Raw genomic sequence first — 22,808 nt, 5'->3', positions numbered from 1 at the left:
GTCACGGCGCGACGTGGACGCCGAGGTGCCGCAGGGCGGCGCGCAGGCCGGGGGTGCCGTTGAAGAGGTGAGTGCGCAGGCCGAGCCGGGCCGCGGCGTCGATGTTCGCGGCGCTGTCGTCGGTGAAGAGGGTGCGCGCCGGGTCGAGGCCGAACCGGTCGACCGCGAGCGCGAAGATCGCGGGGTCGGGCTTGGCGAGGCCCTCGCGCCCGGAGACGAGCACGTCCTCCATGAGCGTCGTGGCCGGGGCGGCAGGCCCGGCGTGCGGGTACAGCTCGGCGGACCAGTTCGTCAGCCCGTACAGGCGCAGCCCGAGGTCGCGCAGCTCGTGCACGAGCTCCTCGGAGCCCTCCACGGGGCCGGTGAGCGTCGCGGGGAACTGCGCGACGTACCGGTCCAGGAGCGCCACGTGGTGCGGGTGGGACGCCTCGACCACGGCGCGCGCGTCGGCCCAGGTGGCCCCGGCGTCGCGCTCGTGGTTGAGGACCGGGAAGTCGACGTCGGCGAAGAACGCGTCGACGACCGCACGGTCCAGCCCGGCGTAGGCGCCGTACGGGTCCCAGCCCACCAGCACGTTGCCGAAGTCGTACAGCACGGCGTCGATCGCGCGCTCGGGGGTGTCGCGGGTCGCGGGGTGCGTCGTCACAGGATCTCCTTCGGGTCGAGCTCCACCCGCACGCTACCCGGCTCCCGCCGCGCCGAGCGCACGGCGAGCGACGCGGCGAGCTCGCGCGCGAGGCGCCGACCGTCGCGCACCGGCACCCGCACGACGGCGCGCACCGGCGGGGCGTCCAGCAGCCCCGGTCCCGCGCCGTCGCCGGTCCCCGTGCCCGACCCAGTGCCCGATCCAGTGCCCGACCCAGTGCCCGACCCGGCGCCCGACCCGGCGCCCGGCGCACGCCCTCGCGGCGGAGGCGCGGGCACCTCCACCGGCCCGAGGACGGCGTCGGGCCGCGCCAGCTCGACCCGCCCCAGCAGCGCCGCGACCGCCGGACGGTCCCCCGTCACCGCCGCTACCCGCACGGCGGGCGGCAGGGACAGCTCGGCCCGCTCGTCGAGCTCGCGGTCCGCGAGGAGCGCCGGGTCCCAGCGCACGAGCGCGTTCGTCGGTGCCGGAGCGGCGTCGCCGACGAGCAGCACCTGCCCGCCCGCCGTCGCCGGACGCACGAGCGCCGCCGCGGCGAGCCAGCGCGCGAGCGCGTCCTGCGCGACGTCCAGCCCGACGTGCGCCGTGCTCACGGCGGCGTCGAGCAGCAGCGCGGCCGCGTACCCGCCCTCGGCGACCGGCTCCGCGCCTGGCGTCGCGACCACGAGCGCCGGGCGCGACGACACCGCGCCCAGCACCCCGCCCGCGGCGGCAGCGCCGGAGACCTGCACGGGCACGCCCGCGAACGCGCGCCCCAGCTCCTCCGCCGTGCGCTGCGAACCGACCCGCACCGACCGCAGGCCCGTCCAGTGGCACTCCGCGCACGACCAGCCGCCCGCGAGCGCCCCGCACCACGCGCACTGCGGCGTCGCCTGCGGACCGGACAGCGCGAGCGGGCCGTGGCACACGGTGCAGCGCGCGGGTGTGCGGCAGCGCCCGCACGCGACGACGGGCACGTACCCGGAGCGGGGCACCTGCACCAGCACCGGTCCCTGCTCCAGCGCGGATCGCGCAGCCCGCCAGGCTGCGGTCGGGATGCGGGCCGCGGCCCCCGGACCCTCGGCCGCGAGCTCCACCGAGGTCAGGGCCCGGACCCGGGGTGCCCGCGACCGCACGACGTCGCGCGGCGCGGCCAGGTCGTGCGCCCAGCCCCGCGCCACGAGCGCGTGCGCCGCGACCGTGCGGCCGTGCGACCCGAGGAGGAACGCCGCCCCCTCCTGGTCGCTGCGCAGCGCGAGGACCTCGCGCGCGTGCGGGTAGGGGGCGCGCGGCTCGGCGAGCGTGTCCTCGCCGTCGTTCCAGCACACCACGAGGCCGAGGTCCGCCACCGGGGCGAAGGCCGCCGCCCGGGTCCCCACGACGACGCGCGCCCGCCCGTGCAGCACCGCGAGGAACCCGCGGTAGCGGGGGGCAGGCCCCTCGTCCGCGGTCAGGCGCACGACCTCGCCCCCGGTGGCCGCGTCCCAGGCGGGCAGGCCCGCGGCGTCCAGGGCGGCGCAGACCTGGTCCACGTCGCGCGCGTCGGGCACGACGACGAGCGCCCCCCGGCCGCCCGACCGGGCCGCGCGCACCGCCTCCGCGACCGCGGCCGCCCAGTGCGTCACGGGCAGGGGGTCCGCCCCGCGGCGCCCCCGGCCCCCGCCCCGTCCTCGCTCGTCCGCACCTGACGCGGACTCCGACCCCGGCGCAGGAGAGGCGGGGGGCGCGAGCCCGGGCAGCGCGGTCCACACGGCCCGCGGGGCGCCCCCGCCTGCGACGTGCGCGAGGAACGCCGCACCGGCGCGGTACGGCGCCCACACCGAACCGCCGGGCGCCCCTGGGGAGCCCCCCGCACCGTCCGTACCGGGCGGGGCAGCGGGCACACCGTCGTCCGTCGCCACGCCTCCCGCGCCGTCGCCGACGGGCGCCGCGGCGACGGAGGCCGCGAGCGCCTGCTCGGCGCGCGCGTGCCGTGGCGGGACGGCGAGGCGGAGCACGTCCGAGAAGGTGCCCGCGTAGTGGTCGGCGACGGACCGCGCGAGCCGCGCCACGGCGGGCGAGAGCACGGGCTCGGGCGAGACGACGCGGCGCAGCGGCAGCAGGCGGCCGTCGTGGTCGGACCGCTCGGCCCGGTCCAGGACGTACCCGTCGACGTCACGACCGGCGAACCGCACCTTGACCCGGACGCCGGGCTGCGCGTCGTCGGACATCGCGGCGGGCACGAGGTAGTCGAACGCGCGGTCCAGGTGCGGGGGCGCCAGGTCGAGCGCCAGGCGCGCGACGGGCAGGTGGGCGGCGACCTGCAGGGACGCCGGGGCGGCGGGGCGCCGTGCTGCGGGCGCCGCGACGCCCGGCAGGGTGTCCTGCACCGCCTGCGACGTGTCCTCGGGCTCGCTCACGACGTCATCGAACCACGCGCCGCCGTCACGCCCTCGGCGGTCGCCCGGGCCGCCACCCGGGCGGCCACGGACACGGCGGGACGGTCGACGGGCGTCCCGGCGGTCACGACCGCGCGGGGCCCGGCCGGGCGTGTCACACCTGGGACTGCAGGTCTGCGACGCGGTCCGTGCGCTCCCACGTGAACTGCTCGAGCTCGCGGCCGAAGTGCCCGTACGCGGCCGTCGCGGCGTAGATGGGTCGCAGCAGGTCCAGGTCGCGGATGATCGCCGCCGGGCGCAGGTCGAACACCTCGCGGATCGCCGCCGTGATGCGCTCGACCGGCACCTTCTCCGTGCCGAACGTCTCGACGTACAGACCCACGGGGTGCGCCTTGCCGATCGCGTACGCGACCTGCACCTCGCAGCGGCGCGCGAGGCCCGCCGCGACGACGTTCTTCGCGACCCAGCGCGTCGCGTACGCGGCCGAGCGGTCCACCTTCGACGGGTCCTTGCCCGAGAACGCGCCGCCCCCGTGGCGGGCCATGCCGCCGTAGGTGTCCACGATGATCTTGCGCCCCGTCAGGCCGGCGTCGCCCTGCGGGCCACCGACGACGAAGGTGCCCGTCGGGTTCACGAACAGGCGCGTCTCGCGCGTGTCGAGATCCACGCCTGCGGCTGCGAGCACCGGTGCGACCACGTCGTCCGCGATGAGGTGGTGCAGCGCGTCCTGGCGCACGTCCGGGTCGTGCTGCGTCGACAGGACGACGGTGTCGAGCGTGACCGCACGGTCGCCGTCGTACCCGATGGTGACCTGCGTCTTGCCGTCCGGGCGCAGCCCCGGCACCGTCCCGTCGCGGCGCACCAGCGCGAGGCGCTCCGCGAGGCGGTGCGCGAGCCAGACCGGCAGCGGCATGAGGCTCGGGGTGTCGTCGCTCGCGTACCCGAACATCAGGCCCTGGTCGCCCGCGCCCTGCGCGTCGAGCGGGTCGTGGTCGCGCTGGTCGTCGCGCTCCTCGAGGCTCTTGTCGACGCCTTGCGCGATGTCGGGCGACTGCTGCCCGATCGACACCGAGATGCCGCACGAGTCCGCGTCGAACCCGATCGCGGACGACGTGTACCCGATGCGGCGCACGACGTCGCGCACGATCTGCGGGATCTCGACGTACGCGTCGGTCGTCACCTCGCCCGCGACGTGCACGAGGCCCGTGGTGACCATGGTCTCGACCGCCACGCGGGACGTCGGGTCCTGCGTCAGGAGCGCGTCGAGGATGGAGTCGGAGATCTGGTCGCAGACCTTGTCCGGGTGTCCCTCGGTGACGGACTCGGACGTGAACAGACGCAGCGCAGCCATGCCGCACAGCCTACTGTCCCGAGGCGTGGGCGCGAGCATCCGCCAGGCGAGACGAGACGCGGGTCACTCGGCCCGCGCGACCGCGCCGCCCGCCGACCCCGCGGCCATGCGGCGCGCGACGACGTCCCACACGGCGTCCGCCACCGCGCGCTTGGTGCCGCCCGCCGTCGCGACCACCTCGCCGGACCCGTCGACGACGGTCACGTCGTTCGCGTCGACGCCGAACCCGAGCCCTTCGCCCACCGCGTTCACGACGAGCAGGTCCGCACCCTTGCGGCGCGCCTTCGCCCGGCCGTGGTCGAGCACCGACCCGTCGGCGTCCCCCGTCTCGGCCGCGAAGCCCACCACGACCTGGTCGGCGCGCAGCCGGTCGTGGGCGAGCTCGGCGAGCACGTCCGGGTTCTCGACGAGCGCGATCGGCTCCGGACCGCGGCCCGGCACCTTCTTGATCTTCGCCCCGGGCGCGTGCGCCGGACGGAAGTCCGCGACCGCCGCCGCCATCACCACGACGTCGGCCGCCGCCGCGGCGGCGCGCACGGCCTCGCGCAGCTGGGCCGTCGTCTCGACCGTGACCACGTCGTCCAGGCCGGCGCCCTGCACCAGCGCGGCGACGTCCGGGGCGAGGTTCGCGGCGACGAGCGTCACGTGAGCGCCCCGCGCCCGCGCGGCCCGCGCGAGCTCGGCCCCCTGGCGCCCGCTCGAGCGGTTGCCGATGAAGCGGACCGGGTCGATCGGCTCGCGCGTCCCCCCCGCGGACACCACGACGCGCCGGCCCGCGAGGTCGCGCCCCGGCCCGGCCTCCTCGACACGGGCGCCGTCGCCGGGACCCTCGACGACGGCCAGCGCGACGCGCGCGATCTCGTCCGGCTCGGGCAGGCGGCCCGGGCCCGTGTCGGCGCCCGTCAGGCGGCCCGACGCCGGCTCGATCACGTGCACGCCGCGCGCGCGCAGCGTGGCCACGTTCGCTCGCGTGGCCGGGTGCTCCCACATCTCGGTGTGCATCGCGGGCGCCATTACGACCGGGCAGCGCGCGGTCAGCAGCGTCGAGGTGAGCAGGTCGTCCGCCCGACCCGACGCCGCCCGCGCGAGCAGGTCCGCGGTCGCGGGCGCCACGACGACGAGGTCGGCGCCCTGGCCGAGCGCGACGTGCGGCACGTGCTCCACGTCCTCGAACACCTGGTCCGTGGCGGGCTCGCCCGACAGCGCCTCCCAGGTGGGGGCGCCCACGAACCGCAGGGCCGACGCCGTGGGCACGACCCGCACCCGATGGCCCTGCTCGCGCAGCAGCCGCAGCAGCAGCACGGCCTTGTACGCCGCGACCCCGCCGCTCACCCCGAGCACGATCCGCATGTCGCTCCTCCCGCCGGTCCAGCCCGGCACCGCGCCCACCGGCCGTGGACGCACGAACGCCGCGCCCTCCAGGGGGAGGTGCGCGGCGTACGGGCTCAGGCCTCGTCTGCCTCGTCGGGCTCGGCCTCGATCGTCAGCAGGCCCGCGTTGATCTCGCGCATCGCGATCGACAGCGGCTTCTCCTGGTTGCGCGTCTCGAGCAGGGGCCCGACGTTCTCCAGCAGGCCCTCGCTGAGCTGCGAGTAGTACGCGTTGATCTGGCGCGCGCGCTTGGCCGAGTAGATGACGAGCGCGTACTTCGAGTCGACGTGCTCCAGCAGGTCGTCGATGGGCGGGTCGGTGATGCCCTCGGGGGCGGCGACGGTTCCGGACACAGTTCGCTCCGTGGGTTCAAGGGTCTGCAGCCGACGGCTGCAGCTGGTCGATGGCGGCGGCGCGCCGACCGCTCCGTCCGGGGCCGGGCGGCCGCGGCACCGCGCACAGCAGGCGGGCCGCCGACCGGGCCAGCGGCCCACCGGGGAGCGGGCCCGCGCACGGGCACCGCAGGACAGTCTACTCGCTGTGCTGTTCGATGCGCCGCTCGGTGCGCACGGCCGGGGCGGGAGCCCCCGCCGGCGCGGGATCGCCCGTCGCCGCCACGACCGGGCGCGGCTCGAGCCCCATGACGCGCACGAGCTCGTCCGTCGCGCGGTGCACCTCGTCGTTGACGATCACGTGGTCGAACTCCGACTCCGCCGCGAGCTCGACCCGCGCCGTCGTGAGCCGGCGCTCGCGCTCCTCCGCGTCCTCCGTGCCGCGGCCCACGAGCCGGCGCACCAGCTCGTCCCAGCTCGGCGGGGCGAGGAACACGAACCGCGCCTCGGGCATGGAGGCGCGGACCTGGCGCGCGCCCTGGAGGTCGATCTCCAGGAGCGCCGGCACGCCCGCGGCGAGCTTCTCCTCGACCGCGCGCCGGGGCGTGCCGTAGCTGTTGCGACCGTGCACCACCGCCCACTCGAGCAGCTCGCGCTCCGCGACCATGCGGGCGAACTCGTCCGCGCCGACGAACAGGTAGTGGACGCCGTCCACCTCGCCCGGCCGCGGGTCGCGCGTCGTCGCCGACACGGACAGCCACACCTCCGGGTACCGGGCGCGGATGTCGGCCGACACCGTCCCCTTCCCGACGGCGGTCGGTCCGGCCAGGACGGTCAGGCGGGCGGGGCTGGGTGAGACCACCGGCGCCGACGTCCCCTCGGTGGGGGCGTGCGGCGTCGGCTCGGACGGGTGCGCGGAAATGTCAGCCAAACCTCTCGATGAGGGCCGCGGACTGGTGGGGACCGAGGCCGCGGACACGACGTGTCTCGGCGATCCCGATCTCCTCCATGATCGCCCGAGCCTTCACCTTACCCACGCCGGGGAGGGACTCCAGCAACGAGACCACCTTGAGCTTGCCGATCATGTCGTCCGTCTGCCCGCGCTCGATGACCTCCTTCAGGGAGCCCTGGGAGTACTTGAGCCTGTTCTTCACCTCGGCGCGCACGCGTCGGGCCTCTGCGGCCTTCTCGAGCGCCGCCGCGCGCTGTTCTGGGGTCAGGGGTGGAAGTGCCACGCAAGTCACCTACTCGTCGTCAGGCGGATGGGCCCACTCAGTCGTCCCGGCGTGCCTCGACGAGGGGCCCTTATCGGGTGAATCACCCGGGCGACCTGCGCCGACGCACGGAGCCGACCCCTCGAAAGTAGCGAGCCTCGACCGATCGGGCAACGACTGGACGTGGCGCGTCGCGCGCGGTCGGCGCGCCGACGACGCACCGAGCGGACGCTGGGCGGACGCTGAGCGGACGACGTGCGGAGGTCGAGGACGACGATCAGGACGCCACGAGGCGGGCCGCGAGGGCGTCGCGCACCGTGGTCGTCACCCCGCACGCGACGAGGTAGCCGTCCACGCTCCCGTGCTCCCGGGCCGCGAGCTCCCACGCGCCGTCGAGGTACTCGGGCTCCACGGTCAGGACCGGGGCCAGGGCGTCCGGGGACAGCCCCGGGATGGGCGGGACGAGCGCGGCGAGGCCACCGACGGCCGAGCGGCTCGCGAGGTACTCCTCCCGGCGGTCCTCCTCCCCGACGCCCGCGACGTACTGGGCGAGGGCGACCACCCACCCGGTGCGGTCCTTGCCCGCCGAGCAGTGCACGACCGCGGCGCCCTCCGACGACGCGACCTCGCCGAGCACGCGCCCGACCGTGGCACGGATGCCCGGGTCCTGGACGAACGTCGCGTACACGCCGTGCATCATGCGGCGCGCGACCGCCGTCGGGTCGTCGGCCGCCAGCAGGCCCGCGATGAGCGCCGCGGGGTCGGCCGACGCTCCCCCGTCGGCGCCGCCCCCGGCCTGCAGGCCCCGCGCCGGGTCCATGCCGCGGCGCAGCACCCGGACACCGCCCGGCACGACGTCTGCGCCGTCACGCTCGAGCTCGTCGTCCCCGCGCAGGTCGAGCACCGTCGTCACCCCGAGGTCGGAGAGCGCGGCCTGGCCCGCCGGGGTCAGGCGCGACAGGCTCGCCGTCCGCAGGAGCACGCCGGTGCGCAGCGGCTCGTCGTGACCGACCGGGACGGCCCGGCCACCGACGTCGCGCGCGTTCCACGTGCCCGGCACGTCGAGCGCCCCCGGCACCGCTCCGGCCCCGGGTGCGGGTACGGCCGAGTTCTTCTCACCGCGCTCGGGCGTGGCGGAGGGGCTCGAGGTCGCGTCGTGGGAGGTCATGGGCGCAGTCTCGCACGGCACGACGGCGGCGGGGGGCGGTTCCGGCGGGACGACCGGGTCCCACGCCCTGACGCCGGCGCGACGACGGGGCCGGCACCCGCAGGTGCCGGCCCCGTCGCCCGGGTGGCTGACGCTCAGCCGCGCAGGGCGCGCGCGACCTCGTCCGTGGCCGACCGGGCCGCGGCGCGCAGCGCGTCGACGTCCGGTCCCGCGCGCAGGACGCCGCGCGAGGAGGACGCGAGCACCTGACGACGAGCCTCCCCGAACACGGTGGCGAGCTCGCGCTCCCCCGCGCCCTGGGCACCCACGCCCGGCGCGAGCAGCGGCCCGTTCACGGCGGTCAGGTCCGTCCCGGTCCGCGCCGCCGCGTCGCCGACCGTCGCCCCGACGACGAGACCGACCGAGCCCATCGGCTCGGCGCCCTGGTTGAGGACGGCCGCGTGGGCAGCCATCGCGGCGGAGACGCTCGGCCCGTCCGGCCGGCCGTCGGTCGTGAGCGTGCGCGCGTGCTGCACCTCGTGGCCCTCCTTGTTGGAGGTGAGGCACAGGACGAACAGCCCGCGGCCGGACGACAGGGCGAGGTCGACCGCCGGCGCGAGCGACCCGAAGCCGAGGTACGGCGAGACGGTCAGCGCGTCCCCCGCGAGCGGCGAGCCGTCCCGGAGGAACGCCTCGGCGTACGCGTCCATGGTGGAGCCGATGTCGCCACGCTTGGCGTCGACGACGACGAGCGTCCCGGCGGCCCGGGCGGCCGCGATGACGTCCTCGAGGGCCGCGACCCCGCGCGAGCCGTGGCGCTCGAAGAACGCCGCCTGCGGCTTGACCGCGGCCACGCGCCCCCCGACCGCCTCGACGACCCGCAGGCCGAGCTCACGGACACCGTCGGCGTCGTCGGGCAGGCCCCACGCGTCGAGGAGGCTCGCGTGCGGGTCGATCCCGACGCACAGCGGTCCGTGGTCGTCCATCGCGGCGGCGAGCCGCGCGCCGAAGCCCGTGCTCACGCGCCCACCCGCTCCGCGGCGGCGGGCAGCGCGACGCCGGCCGTCAGACCCTCGCCCGCCATGTGCTCCTGGAGGCTGGCCACCGCGAACGGACCCGCCAGGACCGCCTCGATGCCCTGCACCGCCGCGGCGAGCTGGTCGACCGTCGTCGCGATCGGCTTGTCCGCCGCGGTCGTGGCGGCCCGGATCTCGTAGCCGTCGGCCCGCGCGCCCTGCCCGGACGGGGTGTTGATGACCATGTCCACCTCGCCGGCCGTGATGAGGTCGACGATCGTCGGCTCGCCGTCCGCGCCGCGGCCCTCCGAGAACTTGCGCACCACGCGCGACGCGATGCCGTTGCGGCGCAGCACGCTCGACGTGCCGTCCGTCGCGAGGATCTCGAACCCGAGCTCCGCGAGCCGCTTGACCGGGAACACGATCGAGCGCTTGTCGCGGTCGGCGACCGAGACGAACACGCGGCCCGACGTCGGCAGCCCGCCGAACGCGGCGGCCTGCGACTTGGCGAACGCGTGCGGGAAGTCGCGGTCGAAGCCCATCACCTCGCCCGTGGAGCGCATCTCCGGGCCGAGGACCGTGTCCACGACCACGCCGTCGGCGGTACGGAAGCGCTTGAACGGCAGGACCGCCTCCTTGACCGCGATCGGCGCGTCGAGCGGGAGCGTGCCGCCGTCGCCCTCGGCGGGCAGGGCGCCCGCCGCGCGCAGCTCGGCGATCGTCTCGCCCGCCATCACGCGGGCCGCGGCCTTGGCGAGCGACGTGCCCGTCGCCTTGGAGACGAACGGCACGGTGCGCGAGGCGCGCGGGTTGGCTTCCAGGACGTAGAGCACGTCGGAGACGAGCGCGTACTGCACGTTGAGCAGGCCGCGCACGCCGACGCCCTTCGCGATGGCCTCGGTCGAGCGGCGGATGCGCTCGATCTCCTGCTCGGACAGCGACACCGGAGGCAGCACGCACGCCGAGTCGCCGGAGTGGATGCCGGCCTCCTCGATGTGCTCCATCACGCCGCCGAGGAACAGCTCGGTGCCGTCGTAGAGCGCGTCGACGTCGATCTCCATCGCGTCGTCGAGGAAGCGGTCGATGAGCAGCGGCGCGGGCAGCGTCCCGGCCGTGCGGTCCTCGGCCGCGGCCGCGGCGAGCGCGCGCTCGACGTAGCCCGTGAGCTGCTCGGCCGAGTACACGATCTCCATGCCGCGCCCGCCGAGGACGTAGGACGGGCGCACGAGCACCGGGTACCCGATGCCGGCCGCGACGTCCGTGGCCTCCTCGAGCGAGCGCGCGGTGCCGAACGCCGGGGCGGGCAGGCCCGCCTCGACGAGCACGCGGCCGAACTCGCCGCGGTCCTCGGCGGCGTCGATCGCCTCGGGGCTCGTGCCGAGGATCGGCAGGCCGGCGTCCGCGAGACGCTGGGCGAGCGCGAGCGGCGTCTGGCCGCCGAGCTGGACGATGATCCCCTTGACCGGCCCCGCCGCGAGCTCGGCCTGGTACACCTCGAGCACGTCCTCGAACGTCAGCGGCTCGAAGTACAGGCGGTCGGAGGTGTCGTAGTCCGTCGAGACCGTCTCCGGGTTGCAGTTGACCATGATCGTCTCGTAGCGCTCGCGCAGGGTGAGCGCCGCGTGCACGCACGAGTAGTCGAACTCGATGCCCTGGCCGATGCGGTTCGGGCCCGAGCCGAGGATGATCACGGCCTCGCGCTCGCGCGGGGCGACCTCGGTCTCGAGGTCGTAGGACGAGTAGTGGTACGGCGTGCGGGCCGCGAACTCGGCCGCGCACGTGTCGACCGTCTTGTAGACGGGGCGCACGCCGAGCGCGTACCGCACCTCGCGCACCGTGGCCTCGCCGGCCGGGCCCATGCCGCGCAGGCGCGCGACCTGGGCGTCGGACAGGCCGTGCTTCTTCGCCTCGCGCAGCACGTCCTCGGTGAGCGCGGGCGCGTCGGCGACGGCCGCCGCCACCTCGTTGACGAGCTGGATCTGGTCGAGGTACCACGGGTCGATCTTCGTGGCCTCGAAGACCTGCTCGACGCTCGCGCCGGCGCGCAGCGCCTGCTGGACGCCGATGATGCGGTTCTCCGTGGGGCGCGCGATGCGCACGAGGAGCTCGTCCAGCTCGGCGCCCGAGACGGGGTCGCCGTCCCAGTGGAACACCGACCCGCCCTTGTCGATCGAGCGCAGCGCCTTGCCGAGCGCCTCGGTGAAGTTGCGCCCGAGCGCCATGGCCTCGCCGACGGACTTCATGGTCGTCGTGAGCGTCGGGTCGGCGGCCGGGAACTTCTCGAACGCGAAGCGCGGCACCTTGACGACCACGTAGTCGAGCGTGGGCTCGAACGAGGCCGGGGTGACCTGCGTGATGTCGTTGGGGATCTCGTCGAGCGTGTAGCCGACGGCGAGCTTCGCCGCGATCTTCGCGATGGGGAACCCGGTCGCCTTGGACGCGAGCGCCGACGAGCGCGAGACGCGCGGGTTCATCTCGATGACGATGACGCGGCCCGTGTCCGGGTCGACGGCGAACTGGATGTTGCAGCCGCCCGTGTCGACGCCGACCTCGCGGATCACGGCGATGCCGATGTCGCGCAGCTTCTGGTACTCGCGGTCCGTGAGCGTGAGCGACGGCGCGACCGTGATCGAGTCGCCGGTGTGCACGCCGACGGGGTCGACGTTCTCGATGGAGCACACGACCACGACGTTGTCGTGCTTGTCGCGCATCAGCTCCAGCTCGTACTCCTTCCAGCCGAGGATCGACTCCTCGAGGAGCACCTCGGTCACCGGGGAGTAGTGCAGGCCCTGCCCGACGATGCGGCGCAGCTCCTCCTCGTCGTAGGCGAAGCCCGAGCCGAGGCCGCCCATCGTGAAGGACGGGCGCACGACCATCGGGTAGCCGAGGTCGCCCGCGGCCGCGATCGCCTCGTCGACCGTGTGGACGATGACCGAGCGCGCCGACTCGCCGCCGCACTTCTCGACGACGTCCTTGAACTGCTGGCGGTCCTCGCCCTTCTGGATCGCCTCGATGTTCGCGCCGATGAGCTCGACCCCGTACTCGGCGAGGACGCCCGCCTCGTCGAGCGCGATCGCCGCGTTGAGCGCGGTCTGCCCGCCGAGCGTGGGCAGGAGCGCGTCGGGGCGCTCCTTGGCGATGATCGAGGTGAGGACCTCGGTCGTGATGGGCTCGACGTAGGTCGCGTCGGCGAACTCGGGGTCCGTCATGATCGTGGCCGGGTTCGAGTTCACGAGGACGACCCGCAGGCCCTCCTCCTTGAGCACGCGGCACGCCTGGGTGCCGGAGTAGTCGAACTCGCACGCCTGGCCGATGACGATCGGGCCGGACCCGATGACCAGGACGCTGGAGATGTCGGTTCTGCGAGGCACGGTCAGCTCTCCTTGGTGTTCTGGTCGGCGGCTGCGGAGCTCTCCGCGCGTCGGGACGCCATGAGCTCGACGAAGCGGTCGAAGAGGTACGCGGCGTCGTGGGGGCCGGCCGCGGCCTCGGGGTGGTACTGGACGGAGAAGGCGGGCAGGTCGAGGCACTCGAGCCCCTCGACCACCTGGTCGTTGAGCCCGACGTGCGACACCACGACGCGCCCGTAGCGGCCGCCGTCGTGCGGGGCGACGGACTCGCCGTCGAGCGGCGCGTCCACGGCGAACCCGTGGTTGTGCGCGGTGACCTCGACCTTGCCGGTGCGGCGGTCCATCACGGGCTGGTTGATGCCGCGGTGGCCGTACGCGAGCTTGTACGTGCCGTACCCGAGGGCGCGCCCGAGGATCTGGTTGCCGAAGCAGATCCCGAAGAACGGGGTGCCGCGGTCCAGGACGCCGCGGAGCAGCTCGACCTCGTGCGTCGCCGCGCCCGGGTCGCCGGGTCCGTTGGAGAAGAACACGCCGTCGGGCGCGTACGCCTCGACGTCCTCGATCGTCGAGGCGGCGGGCACCACGTGCACACGCACGCCGCGCTGCGCGAGGCGCTGCGGCGTCATCGACTTGATGCCGAGGTCGACGGCGACGACCGTCGCGACGGGCTCGCCGTCGGTCGTCGTGCCCTCGAAGGGCTCGACGACGTAGGCCTCGGCGGTGCTCACCTCGCGCGCGAGGTCGGCGCCGGCCATCGCGGGCGCGGCCTGCACCTCGGCGACGAGGTCCTCGACGGTGCGGGGGTAGCCGTCGCGCACGAGCGCGGCGCCGGAGAAGATGCCGGCGCGCATGACGCCGAGCTCGCGCAGGTGGCGCGTCAGGGCGCGCGTGTCGACGTCGCTGATGCCGACGATCCCCTGCGCGGCGAGCTCGTCGTCGAGGGTGCGCTGCGCGCGCCAGTTGGAGGCCCGGCGGGCGGCGTCGCGCACGACGTACCCGGCGACCCAGATCTTGCCGGACTCGGGGTCCTCGTCGTTGACGCCGGTGTTCCCGATGTGGGGCGCCGTCATGACGACGATCTGGCGGTGGTAGGACGGGTCGGTGAGCGTCTCCTGGTAGCCGGTCATGCCGGTGTTGAAGACGATCTCGCCGACCGTGGTGCCGCGCGCGCCGTAGGCGCGCCCGGTCTGCACGGTGCCGTCCTCGAGGACGATCAGGGCCCGGTCAGCGGGCGGTGCGGTGGCGGAGACCTGGGTGGTCGCTGTGTTCACTGGGGCGGTCACGGTGCTTCCTCGTCGTTCTCGTCGGTGCCGGGTGTCGCGCTCTCGCGCGTCGGCGCCGGGTCTGCGGGGTCTGCGGGGGCGGCGCCGCTCGGCGCCCCGGGTCGTCGCTCGTCCGAGCCGTCGGCGGCGGCTCGGTCGCGGTCGTCGTCGGCTCGTCCGGCGAGGCCCTGGACGGCCTCCAGGAGGCGTGCGACGTCGTGGTCGTGACGGGGCAGGAGGCCGGTGTCGAGCCGGACCTCCGCCGGAGCGTCCGTCCGTGCCGGGGGCGCGTCCGCCGGGACGGGCTCGGCCGGCACGGTCCACGTCACGACGACGATGGCCTCCTTGCCGACGAACTTGCCGGCCATCCCGGGCGTGAGGGCCACGCCCCCGACCGCGGCGGCGGGCACCCACAGGTCCGGGGCGCCGCTGCGCGCGACGTGCAGGCCGCCGTCGTGCACGGTGACCTGGGCCTGGGACCGGTCGCCGAGACCGTGGGCGCCGACGCGCGCGAGCCAGTCGCCCGCGAGCGTGCTGGACACGTAGAGCGCGTCGAGCGGCCCGAGCACCACGGCGCCCCGCGCCGCCTCGGCGGGCGCCGCCGGAGGCGTCGGGACGACGCCGACCGAGCGGCGCACGAGGCGGCGTCGACCGACGAGGACGAGCGTCAGCAGGACGACGCCGAGGACGACCCAGATGCCGACCGCGACGGGCTGGGGCAGGTTCACGCCCGCACCCCCCGCGCCTCGGTGCCCGCCGGGACGGGTGCGCCGTCGAGCACCGTGGCCCGCCCGCGCAGGAACGTCGCGACGACGGCACCGGGCAGCTCACGACCCTGGAACGGCGTGTTGGTGCTCGCCGTGACCTGCCCTGCGCCGTCGACGACCCGGCGCGCGGCCGGGTCGACGAGCGTGACGTTGGCGGGCTCGCCGACCTCGAGCGGGCGGCCCTGGGCGCGCTCGCCGGTGTCGATGCGGCCGATGCGCGCGGGCGCGCTCGACAGCACGCGCGCGACGTCGGCCCACGTGAGGCGACCGGTGTCGACCATGGTCTGCTGGACGACGCTCAGCGCCGTCTCCAGGCCGGTCATGCCGAACGCGGCCGCCGCCCACTCGCAGTCCTTGTCCTCGCGGGCGTGCGGCGCGTGGTCGGTCGCGACGATGTCGATCGTCCCGTCCGCGAGCCCCTCGCGCACCGCCTCGACGTCCGCGGCGGTGCGCAGCGGCGGGTTGACCTTGAACGTCGGGTCGTAGCCGCGCGCGAGGTCGTCCGTGAGCACGAGGTGGTGGGGCGTGACCTCGGCGGTCACGTCGATGCCGCGGCCCTTGGCCCAGCGCACGATCTCGACCGAGCCCGCGGTGGACAGGTGGCACACGTGCAGGCGCGAGCCCACGTGCTCCGCGAGGAGCACGTCGCGCGCGATGATCGCCTCCTCGGCGACCGCGGGCCAGCCCGCGAGGCCGAGCTCGGCCGAGACGACGCCCTCGTTCATCTGGGCGCCCTCGGTGAGGCGCGGCTCCTGCGCGTGCTGGGCGACGACGCCGTCGAACGCCTTGACGTACTCGAGCGCCCGGCGCATGAGGATCGGGTCGTCGACGCACTTCCCGTCGTCTGAGAACACGCGCACGCGGGCCGCGGAGTCGGCCATCGCGCCGAGCTCGGCGAGCTGCTCGCCCGCGAGCCCGACGGACACCGCGCCGACCGGGTGCACGTCGACCCAGCCGGCGTCGCGACCGAGGCGCCACACCTGCTCGACGACGCCGGCCGTGTCCGCGACGGGCGTCGTGTTGGCCATGGCGTGGACGGCCGTGAACCCGCCCGCCGCGGCGGCGCGCGTGCCGGACTCGATCGTCTCGGCGTCCTCGCGGCCCGGCTCGCGCAGGTGCGTGTGCAGGTCGACCAGGCCGGGCAGCGCCACGAGGCCCGTCGCGTCGACGACGACGGTCTCGCCGTCCGCGGACCCGGCGCGCGCAGCGCCGACCGGCGCGATCTCGGCGATCACGCCGCCGGAGAGCACGAGGTCGACGGGCTCGCCCCCGAGCGGGCGCGCGCCGCGCAGGACGTACGTGGTGGTTGCGGCGCTGCTCACGAGGCGGGGACCCTTTCGACGGCGGGAGGCTGGGCGGGCGAGAGCGGGACGGCCGTCGCCGGGGCGGCGTCGGTGTCGTCGCTGCCCGCGAGGAGGAGGTAGAGCACGGCCATGCGCACGGCGACGCCGTTCGCGACCTGCTCGACGATGACGGCGCGCGGCGAGTCCGCCGCCTGCGCGGAGATCTCGAGCCCGCGGTTCATCGGCCCGGGGTGCATGACGATCGCGTGCTCGGCGAGGAGCCCGAGGCGCCGCGCGTCGAGCCCGTACTTGCGGCTGTACTCGAGCGGGTTGGGGAAGAACGCTCCCCCGCCCGCGCCCGAGCCGCTCATGCGCTCACGCTGGACGCGCAGCATCATCACCGCGTCCGGGCCGCCGTGCGCGGTGTCGCCCGCGAGGGTCGCGTCGAGGTCGTAGGAGACCGCGCACGGCCACGTCTGGACGCCGACGGGCAGCAGCGTGGGCGGGGCCACGAGCGTGACGCGCGCTCCGAGGGTGTGCAGCAGGTGCACGTTCGAGCGCGCGACGCGCGAGTGCAGCACGTCCCCGACGATCGCCACGTGACGCCCGTCGAGGCCCGCGCCGCGCGCGGCTGCGTCGTCCGGGCCGCTCGCCCCGGGGGCGGTGAGGGCGGTCCCGGACAGGTGGCGCCGCAGCGTGTACGCGTCCAGCAGCGCCTGCGTGGGGTGCTGGTGCGTGCCGTCGCCGGCGTTGAGGACCGCGGCGTCGAGCCAGCCCGCGTGGGCGAGCAGGTGCGGTGCGCCGGACGCCTGGTGCCGGACGACGACCGCGTCCGCGCCCATCGCCTGGAGGGTCAGCGCGGTGTCCTTGAGCGACTCCCCCTTGGACACGCTCGAGCCCTTGGCCGAGAAGTTGATGACGTCGGCCGACAGGCGCTTGGCCGCGGTCTCGAACGAGATGCGGGTACGCGTCGAGTCCTCGTAGAAGAGGTTGACGACCGTGCGGCCGCGCAGCGTCGGGAGCTTCTTGATCTCGCGCGCCTGCGTCGCGGCCATCTGCGCGGCCGTGTCGAGGATGCGCACCGCGTCGGTGCGGGCGAGGTCCTGGGTGGACAGCAGGTGCCTCATGCGCGTGCCTCCGCCCCCGGGGTCGCGGGCCGGATCACGACCGCGTCCGTGGCGGACCCGTCCGCGGGCGTGCCGTCGACCTCCGCGAGGCGCACGCTGACGCGCTCGGACGTCGACGTCGGCAGGTTCTTGCCGACGAAGTCGGGACGGATCGGCAGCTCACGGTGGCCCCGGTCGACGAGCGCGGCGAGCTGCACGGCGCGCGGACGGCCGAGGTCGCTGATCGCGTCGAGCGCGGCGCGGATCGTGCGCCCCGAGTACAGGACGTCGTCGACGAGCACCACGACCTTGCCGTCGATGCCCGACGCGGGCAGGCGCGTCGCGCCGATCGTGCGCGTCGGGTGGCGGTGCAGATCGTCGCGGTACATCGTCACGTCGAGCTCGCCGACGATGGCGTGCGGGTCGGGCGCGCCGTCGGCGGGCGTCTCCTCGATGGCGGCGAGGCGCTCAGCGAGCCGCGTCGCGAGCGGGACACCGCGCGTCGGGATGCCGAGGAGGACCAGGTCGTGGGCCCCCTTGTTGCGCTCCACGATCTCGTGGGCGATGCGCGTCAGCGCGCGGGAGATGTCGGCGGCCGTCAGGACGACGGTCCCGGCCTCGGGGGTCGAAGAAGTCGAAGAAGCGGGTGTGGGCACAGCAGCGCCAGAGCTCATGTCCGGCGACCTCCTTCCCCGCCTCACAGGACGGGCCTTAAAGGATGTCTGACGGTCACCCACCCTACCGCCGCGCGTCGCGGGCCGGGCGCTCGTCCCGCCCGACGAGACGCGGCGTCGGTCACACTCGGTGACCGACGCCGCGGCGGGGTGGTGGCGGCCCGGGGGGGCCGCGGGGGTGCTCAGGCGGTGATCGTCGGCTTCATCTCGACGATCCGCGCGAGCAGCCCGTTGACGAACGACGGCGAGTCGTCGGTCGACAGCGAGCGCGCGAGGTCGACGGCCTCGTCGATCGCGACGACGTCGGGCACGTCGTCGTTGAAGAGGATCTCCCAGCCGCCGATGCGCAGCAGGGCCCGGTCGACCGCCGGCATCCGCTCGAGCGTCCACCCGTGGGAGTACGTCTCGATCAGCTCGTCGATGCGGTCGCGGTGCGCGAGCACGCCCTCGACGATGTCGACCGCGTACTGCGGCAGGGCGGTCTGCGCGGTGCCGGGGTCGGCGACGCGCTCCGCGAGGAGGGTCGTCGGGTCCACCTGACGCTGCTCCGCCTCGAAGAGGACGTCGAGCGCGCGCTTGCGCGCCTTGGTGCGTGCGGCCATCGTGATCGGCTGTCTCTCGGTGCTCTCGGTCGGGTCAGTCGTTCACGCGGCCGAGGTACGAGCCGTCGCGCGTGTCGACCTTGACCTTGGTGCCCTGCTCGAGGAAGAGCGGGACCTGGATCTGCGCGCCCGTCTCGAGCGTCGCCGGCTTGGTGCCGCCCGTGGAGCGGTCGCCCTGGAGGCCGGGCTCGGTGTAGGTGATCTCGAGGACCACCGAGGCGGGGAGCTCGATGTAGAGCGGCTGACCGTCGTTGGACGCGATGAGCACGTTCTGGTTCTCGAGCATGTAGTCCTTGGCGTCGCCCACGATCTCCGCCGAGATCGTGATCTGGTCGTACGTCGAGGTGTCCATGAACACGTAGTCCGCGCCGTCCTGGTACAGGTACTGGAAGTCGCGGCGGTCGACGTTGGCCGTCTCGATCTTGAGGCCGGCGTTGAACGTCTTGTCGATCGTCTTGCCCGTCATGACGTTCTTGATCTTGGTGCGGACGAACGCGCCACCCTTGCCGGGCTTGACGTGCTGGAACTCGATCACGGTCCACAGCTGGCCGTCGAGTCGCAGCACGGTGCCGTTCTTGATGTCGTTGGTGGTCGCCACGTTCGTCTTCCTGTCGGAGGGTCTGCGGTCTCCGCCCCACGCGGGACCGCGTGCCGGACGGCACGAGAGGGTCCCCCGAGGACGGGATGCGGAAATGGGCCTTGACGATCTTACCGGAGCGCGACGAGGACCGCGTTCGCCACGACGCCCACGGTCGCCGCCCAGCACATCGAGGCGAGCGTCCCGATGACGAACCGCTCGGACGCCACAGGGTGCTCGCGCAGCTCCGGGTAGCGCCCGAGGCCCTTGATCGCCACGACGAAGGCGATCCCGCCAGGCTCGCCGGCGAGGAGGCAGCCGGTGATGGCGAACCGTTCGAGGATCCCGATCCACGTGCCGCCGCGCAGCGCCTTGACGGCCTCGGTGCCGATGGGCCCGGTCGCCGGAGGCGGCGGCGGGGGGACGGGGACGGCGGCCGGGTCCGCCGCGGCGGACCGGGCCCTCCCGCGCCCCGCACCGCCGGAGCCCGAGCGTGCCGGGTCGCCGGAGCGTGCCGCGGCGCGCAGCACCCACTGCGTCACGGGCCCTCCGCCGAGCACGCTCGCGACGAGCGCGACGACCCACACCAGCACGACCAGCACGACCGACACCGGGTCCGTCATCTCCCACCCTCCCGCGGATCCTCGAACGGCTCACCCTGACGACTCGACCTGAGCTCGCCCAACAGCCTCGCCACCACGGGTCGCACCGCCGCCTCCTCGGGCCACAGCGCGACGCGCAGCCGCTGGCTCACCGCCTGCTCGGAGACCCCGAGCACGCGGGCCACATCCTTCTGGGTGCCACCCACACGCGCGAGCGTGTCGACCGCCTCCCACCCCGGCGCGGTCCGCCGCTCCACGACCGCCGCGAGGAGACGCAGGAGCGCCTCGACCTCGGCCGCCCGCGCCGACGGCTCGCCCCGGACGGCGACGGGCGCCGTCGCCGCACGCGACTTGGCCTGCTCGACCGCCTCCCGCGCCCGCACGAACGCCTCCCCCGAGGCCTCGCGCGAGACCGCCGGCAGGGGCTCGTCGACGCTCCCGGCGCCGACGCCGACGCTCCAGCCGCCGTCGCGCAGCAGGTCCAGCACGACGTCGACCACGGTGCCGGCGTCGCCGAGCACGCCCTGCACCTCGTCGCCCACGGTCCGGTCGAACGGGACCACGACGCCGGGGCGGCCGTCGAGGAGCTCGCCCAGGCGCGCGAGCACCTCGGGCACCCGGTCCGGGTGGCCCGTGCTCCCGCGCTGGTCGACGGTGAGGACGAACATGCGATCCAGGCTAGACCCTTGAGAGGGAGGAATCAAGCATGGGGACTTGATCGCGAGAGATCAAGGCGGACGGTGGGGAGCGGAGGACCCGACGTCAGCCCCGCAGCCGGGCTGCGAGCGCTTCGAGCGCGAGGCGGTAGGAGTCGAACCCGAACCCCGCGATCGTCCCCGTGGCGACCGCTCCGACGACCGAGTGGCTGCGGAACGCCTCGCGTGCCGCGGGGTTGCTCAGGTGCACCTCGACGAGCAGGAGGCCGGAGGTCGTGACCTGCGCCGCGGCGTCGCGCACGGCGTAGGAGTAGTGGGTGAACGCGGCCGGGTTGAGCACCACGTGGGCGCGCGCGTCGACGGCCTCGTGGAGCCAGCCCACGAGCTCGGCCTCGTCGTCGGTCTGGCGCACGTCGACCGTGAGGTCGAGCGCGCTCCCCCACGCGACCGCGGACTCCTGGAGGTCGACCATCGACGCCGAGCCGTAGATCTCCGGCTCGCGCACACCGAGCCGGCCGAGGTTGGGTCCGTTGAGGACCAGCACGCGTTCCATGGCGCCCGAGCCTAGCGGCGCCGTGGGCGTGCGGCGCGTACGTGCTCGTGCCGTGGTCGGGCCCCACGGCACGGGGGCTTCTCGACGCGCGGCGGGCCGCGCCGTCGGGCACGCTGGCGGGGTGAGCCTCGTCGCCGTCCCCCGCGCCCGCTGGGAGCCCGACGCGCTGGTCGAGGGGTGGGAGTCGCTCGAGCTCCCGGCCCCGCGGCTGCCGGGCGTCGCCACGCCGGGCAGCGCGCGCGAGGCGGTCCCGCCGGTCCTGACGCTGGTGCGGCGCGCGCACCGACCGGCACGTCCGGCAGGGACCGTCGTCCTCGTCCACGGCTACAACGACTACGTCTTCCAGGACCACGTCGTCGCGGCGCTCGCCGAGGCGGGGTGGGACGCGCTGGGCGTGGACCTGCGGCGCGCGGGCCGGTCGCTGCGTCCGGGGCAGGTGCCGCACTACGTGGACGACCTGCGCGAGACGGCGGCGGACCTCGGCGTGGCGGTCGCGGCCGCGCGGCGGACGCCGGGCCCGGTGGTCGTGCACGCGCACTCGACGGGCGGCCTCGTCGCGGCGCTGTGGGCCCACGCCCACCGGGGTGGTGGCGGGTGCGACGCGCTCGTGCTCGACAGCCCGTTCCTCGACCTGCGCGCGTCGTGGGTCGAGCGGACGGTGGGGACGCGGGTGCTGGACGCCGTCGGGCCGTGGAGCCCGCTGACGGTCGTCAGCGCGGGGCCTTCCGCGTACACCGGGCACCTGCTCGCGGACCGGGGCGGCCGGTGGACGTTCGACACCACGCTGAAGCGTCCCGAGGGCGTGCCGGTGCGGGCCGGCTGGCTGCGGGCGGTGCGGCAGGGGCACGCGCGCGTGGCGCGCGGCCTGGAGGTCGCGTGCCCGGTGCTCGTCGCCCGGGCCGAGCGGTCCGGGACGGACGACCCGACGAGCCCGGACCGCGAGCGGGACCTCGACGCGAGCGACACCGTGCTCGACGTCGCCCAGATCGCCCGGCTCGCACCGCGGCTCGGGCGCGACGTGACGGAGCTCGTCGTCGCCGGCGCCGTGCACGACCTCACGCTCTCCGCCGACGGCCCGCGCGCGAGGTATCTGAGCGCCCTCACCGGCTGGCTCGACGAGCACGCGGCCCGGGTGGCGGCGTGAGCGTCGCCGCGGACCGCGCCGGCGGCTACCTCGAGGCGCCGTTCGTCGCGCTCGCGCACCGCGGGTTCTCGCGCGCGGGCCTGGAGAACTCCATGGCGGCCTTCGCCGCCGCGCGCGACCTCGGGCTGCGGTACGTCGAGACGGACGCCCACGCGACGGCGGACGGGGTCGCCGTCGCGCTCCACGACGCGTCCCTGGACCGCACGACGGACGCGCACGGGCTCGTCGCCGACCTCCCGTGGCGGACCGTGCGCGCGGCCCGGATCGGCGGGACCGAGCCCGTGCCGTCGCTCGAGGACGTGCTGGGCACGTGGCCGGACCTGCGCGTGAACGTCGACGTGAAGTCCGCGGCGGCCGCCGAGCCGGTCGCGCGGGCGATCGAGCGCACGCGCGCGCACGACCGCGTGTGCGTCGCGTCGTTCGCGGCGTCGCGCCGGGAGGCGACGGTGGCACGGCTCTCGCGCCCTGTCACCGTCTCGGGGGCGCGAGGCGCGGTCCTGGGCATGTTCCTCGCCGGGAGGGCGCGCACGGACGCGCTGGCCCGCCTCGCGGCGCGCTCGGTCGACTGCCTCCAGGTCCCCGTGCGCGGGGGCTGGGTGCGCGTCGTCGACTCGGGTTTCGTGCGCGCCGCGCACCGGGCAGGCGTCGCGGTGCACGCGTGGACCGTGAACGACCGCGCGACGATGCACCGGCTGCTGGACCTCGGGGTCGACGGGATCGTCACCGACCGCGCGGACCTGCTGCGCGACGTGCTCCGGGCGCGCGGCCTGTGGGCGTGAGCGCGCGGGCGTCGCGACG

Annotated in this window: 22 protein-coding genes; 2 read left to right on the top strand and 20 right to left on the bottom strand. The window is 75.4% G+C overall.

The window, feature by feature from the left end; all coding sequences use genetic code 11:
- Position 1: 1 nt before the first annotated feature.
- From JOE63_RS11920 to JOE63_RS11825, 20 genes are all read right to left on the bottom strand, one after another.
- Complete coding sequence (locus JOE63_RS11920) at positions 2–646, bottom strand: HAD family hydrolase (RefSeq protein ID WP_204541557.1); 645 nt, start codon at positions 644–646, stop codon at positions 2–4.
- Positions 643–3,024, bottom strand: a complete 2,382-nt coding sequence (locus JOE63_RS11915) for a primosomal protein N' (protein ID WP_307840058.1) — start codon at positions 3,022–3,024, stop codon at positions 643–645. The genes JOE63_RS11920 and JOE63_RS11915 overlap by 4 nt, the downstream gene beginning before the upstream one ends.
- Before the next feature lie 133 nt (positions 3,025–3,157).
- On the bottom strand, positions 3,158–4,354 hold the full coding sequence (gene metK, locus JOE63_RS11910; protein WP_204541554.1) for a methionine adenosyltransferase: 1,197 nt from the start codon (positions 4,352–4,354) through the stop codon (positions 3,158–3,160).
- 63 nt (positions 4,355–4,417) lie between these two features.
- Positions 4,418–5,704, bottom strand: coding sequence for a bifunctional phosphopantothenoylcysteine decarboxylase/phosphopantothenate--cysteine ligase CoaBC (coaBC, locus tag JOE63_RS11905; protein ID WP_204541551.1), 1,287 nt, complete (start codon positions 5,702–5,704; stop codon positions 4,418–4,420).
- Positions 5,705–5,799: 95 nt separating this feature from the next.
- Complete coding sequence (rpoZ, locus tag JOE63_RS11900) at positions 5,800–6,078, bottom strand: DNA-directed RNA polymerase subunit omega (RefSeq protein ID WP_047234226.1); 279 nt, start codon at positions 6,076–6,078, stop codon at positions 5,800–5,802.
- Positions 6,079–6,256: 178 nt separating this feature from the next.
- Positions 6,257–6,919 (bottom strand): guanylate kinase, encoded by a 663-nt coding sequence (gmk, locus tag JOE63_RS11895; protein WP_087472023.1) that lies wholly within the window; start codon positions 6,917–6,919, stop codon positions 6,257–6,259.
- Between the two features lie 61 nt (positions 6,920–6,980).
- On the bottom strand, positions 6,981–7,292 hold the full coding sequence (gene mihF, locus JOE63_RS11890) for an integration host factor, actinobacterial type (RefSeq protein WP_021482878.1): 312 nt from the start codon (positions 7,290–7,292) through the stop codon (positions 6,981–6,983).
- 256 nt (positions 7,293–7,548) lie between these two features.
- A complete protein-coding gene (locus JOE63_RS11885; RefSeq protein WP_204541548.1) occupies positions 7,549–8,439 on the bottom strand; it encodes a tyrosine-protein phosphatase in 891 nt (296 codons plus the stop codon).
- A 134-nt stretch (positions 8,440–8,573) separates the two neighbouring features.
- Positions 8,574–9,440 carry an orotidine-5'-phosphate decarboxylase gene (gene pyrF, locus JOE63_RS11880; RefSeq protein WP_307840056.1) on the bottom strand — a complete coding sequence of 289 codons (867 nt, stop codon included), beginning with the start codon at positions 9,438–9,440 and terminating at the stop codon, positions 8,574–8,576.
- The gene (gene carB / locus JOE63_RS11875) at positions 9,437–12,805 is read right to left on the bottom strand and encodes a carbamoyl-phosphate synthase large subunit (RefSeq protein ID WP_087472021.1); all 3,369 of its coding nucleotides are present in this window, start codon (positions 12,803–12,805) and stop codon (positions 9,437–9,439) included. The genes pyrF and carB overlap by 4 nt, the downstream gene beginning before the upstream one ends.
- Positions 12,806–12,807: 2 nt before the next feature.
- Entirely contained in the window at positions 12,808–14,067 is a 1,260-nt protein-coding gene (carA, locus tag JOE63_RS11870) for a glutamine-hydrolyzing carbamoyl-phosphate synthase small subunit (RefSeq protein ID WP_374059031.1), read from the bottom strand.
- The gene (locus JOE63_RS11865) at positions 14,064–14,774 is read right to left on the bottom strand and encodes a PH-like domain-containing protein (RefSeq protein WP_204541545.1); all 711 of its coding nucleotides are present in this window, start codon (positions 14,772–14,774) and stop codon (positions 14,064–14,066) included. Before JOE63_RS11865 ends, carA begins: the two co-directional genes overlap by 4 nt.
- Positions 14,771–16,135, bottom strand: coding sequence for a dihydroorotase (locus JOE63_RS11860; protein WP_087472019.1), 1,365 nt, complete (start codon positions 16,133–16,135; stop codon positions 14,771–14,773). Before JOE63_RS11860 ends, JOE63_RS11865 begins: the two co-directional genes overlap by 4 nt.
- Positions 16,132–17,223: an aspartate carbamoyltransferase catalytic subunit gene (locus JOE63_RS11855; RefSeq protein ID WP_204541542.1), complete on the bottom strand. Its 1,092-nt coding sequence runs from the start codon at positions 17,221–17,223 to the stop codon at positions 16,132–16,134. Before JOE63_RS11855 ends, JOE63_RS11860 begins: the two co-directional genes overlap by 4 nt.
- The gene (pyrR, locus tag JOE63_RS11850) at positions 17,220–17,876 is read right to left on the bottom strand and encodes a bifunctional pyr operon transcriptional regulator/uracil phosphoribosyltransferase PyrR (RefSeq protein ID WP_204541539.1); all 657 of its coding nucleotides are present in this window, start codon (positions 17,874–17,876) and stop codon (positions 17,220–17,222) included. The genes JOE63_RS11855 and pyrR overlap by 4 nt, the downstream gene beginning before the upstream one ends.
- 182 nt (positions 17,877–18,058) lie before the next feature.
- A complete protein-coding gene (gene nusB / locus JOE63_RS11845) occupies positions 18,059–18,478 on the bottom strand; it encodes a transcription antitermination factor NusB (RefSeq protein ID WP_087472016.1) in 420 nt (139 codons plus the stop codon).
- 34 nt (positions 18,479–18,512) lie between these two features.
- Positions 18,513–19,076, bottom strand: a complete 564-nt coding sequence (gene efp / locus JOE63_RS11840) for an elongation factor P (RefSeq protein WP_087472015.1) — start codon at positions 19,074–19,076, stop codon at positions 18,513–18,515.
- 110 nt (positions 19,077–19,186) lie between these two features.
- Entirely contained in the window at positions 19,187–19,678 is a 492-nt protein-coding gene (locus JOE63_RS11835) for a hypothetical protein (RefSeq protein WP_204541536.1), read from the bottom strand.
- Positions 19,675–20,325 carry a hypothetical protein gene (locus JOE63_RS11830; protein ID WP_087472014.1) on the bottom strand — a complete coding sequence of 217 codons (651 nt, stop codon included), beginning with the start codon at positions 20,323–20,325 and terminating at the stop codon, positions 19,675–19,677. Before JOE63_RS11830 ends, JOE63_RS11835 begins: the two co-directional genes overlap by 4 nt.
- Before the next feature lie 94 nt (positions 20,326–20,419).
- Positions 20,420–20,866 (bottom strand): type II 3-dehydroquinate dehydratase, encoded by a 447-nt coding sequence (locus JOE63_RS11825; protein WP_204541533.1) that lies wholly within the window; start codon positions 20,864–20,866, stop codon positions 20,420–20,422.
- Between the two features lie 121 nt (positions 20,867–20,987).
- Between JOE63_RS11825 and JOE63_RS11820 the strand changes: the two genes are divergently transcribed.
- Both JOE63_RS11820 and JOE63_RS11815 read left to right on the top strand, forming a co-directional pair.
- The gene (locus JOE63_RS11820; protein ID WP_307840055.1) at positions 20,988–22,010 is read left to right on the top strand and encodes an alpha/beta hydrolase; all 1,023 of its coding nucleotides are present in this window, start codon (positions 20,988–20,990) and stop codon (positions 22,008–22,010) included.
- On the top strand, positions 22,007–22,789 hold the full coding sequence (locus JOE63_RS11815) for a glycerophosphodiester phosphodiesterase family protein (protein ID WP_307840054.1): 783 nt from the start codon (positions 22,007–22,009) through the stop codon (positions 22,787–22,789). The genes JOE63_RS11820 and JOE63_RS11815 overlap by 4 nt, the downstream gene beginning before the upstream one ends.
- Positions 22,790–22,808: the final 19 nt, after the last annotated feature.

The sequence above is a fragment of the Cellulosimicrobium cellulans genome, from assembly GCF_016907755.1.
Taxonomy (GTDB): Bacteria; Actinomycetota; Actinomycetes; order Actinomycetales; family Cellulomonadaceae; genus Cellulosimicrobium; species Cellulosimicrobium cellulans_D.
This window is presented reverse-complemented; position numbering and strand designations above follow the sequence as displayed.

Coding starts and splice junctions, on each gene's coding strand:
- metK (WP_204541554.1), bottom strand. CDS start 4,354: ATGGCTGCGCTGCGTCTGTTCACGTCCGAGTCCGTCACCGAGGGACAC.
- coaBC (WP_204541551.1), bottom strand. CDS start 5,704: ATGCGGATCGTGCTCGGGGTGAGCGGCGGGGTCGCGGCGTACAAGGCC.
- JOE63_RS11885 (WP_204541548.1), bottom strand. CDS start 8,439: ATGACCTCCCACGACGCGACCTCGAGCCCCTCCGCCACGCCCGAGCGC.
- JOE63_RS11855 (WP_204541542.1), bottom strand. CDS start 17,223: ATGAGGCACCTGCTGTCCACCCAGGACCTCGCCCGCACCGACGCGGTG.
- pyrR (WP_204541539.1), bottom strand. CDS start 17,876: ATGAGCTCTGGCGCTGCTGTGCCCACACCCGCTTCTTCGACTTCTTCG.
- nusB (WP_087472016.1), bottom strand. CDS start 18,478: ATGGCCGCACGCACCAAGGCGCGCAAGCGCGCGCTCGACGTCCTCTTC.
- JOE63_RS11835 (WP_204541536.1), bottom strand. CDS start 19,678: ATGACGGACCCGGTGTCGGTCGTGCTGGTCGTGCTGGTGTGGGTCGTC.
- JOE63_RS11830 (WP_087472014.1), bottom strand. CDS start 20,325: ATGTTCGTCCTCACCGTCGACCAGCGCGGGAGCACGGGCCACCCGGAC.
- JOE63_RS11825 (WP_204541533.1), bottom strand. CDS start 20,866: ATGGAACGCGTGCTGGTCCTCAACGGACCCAACCTCGGCCGGCTCGGT.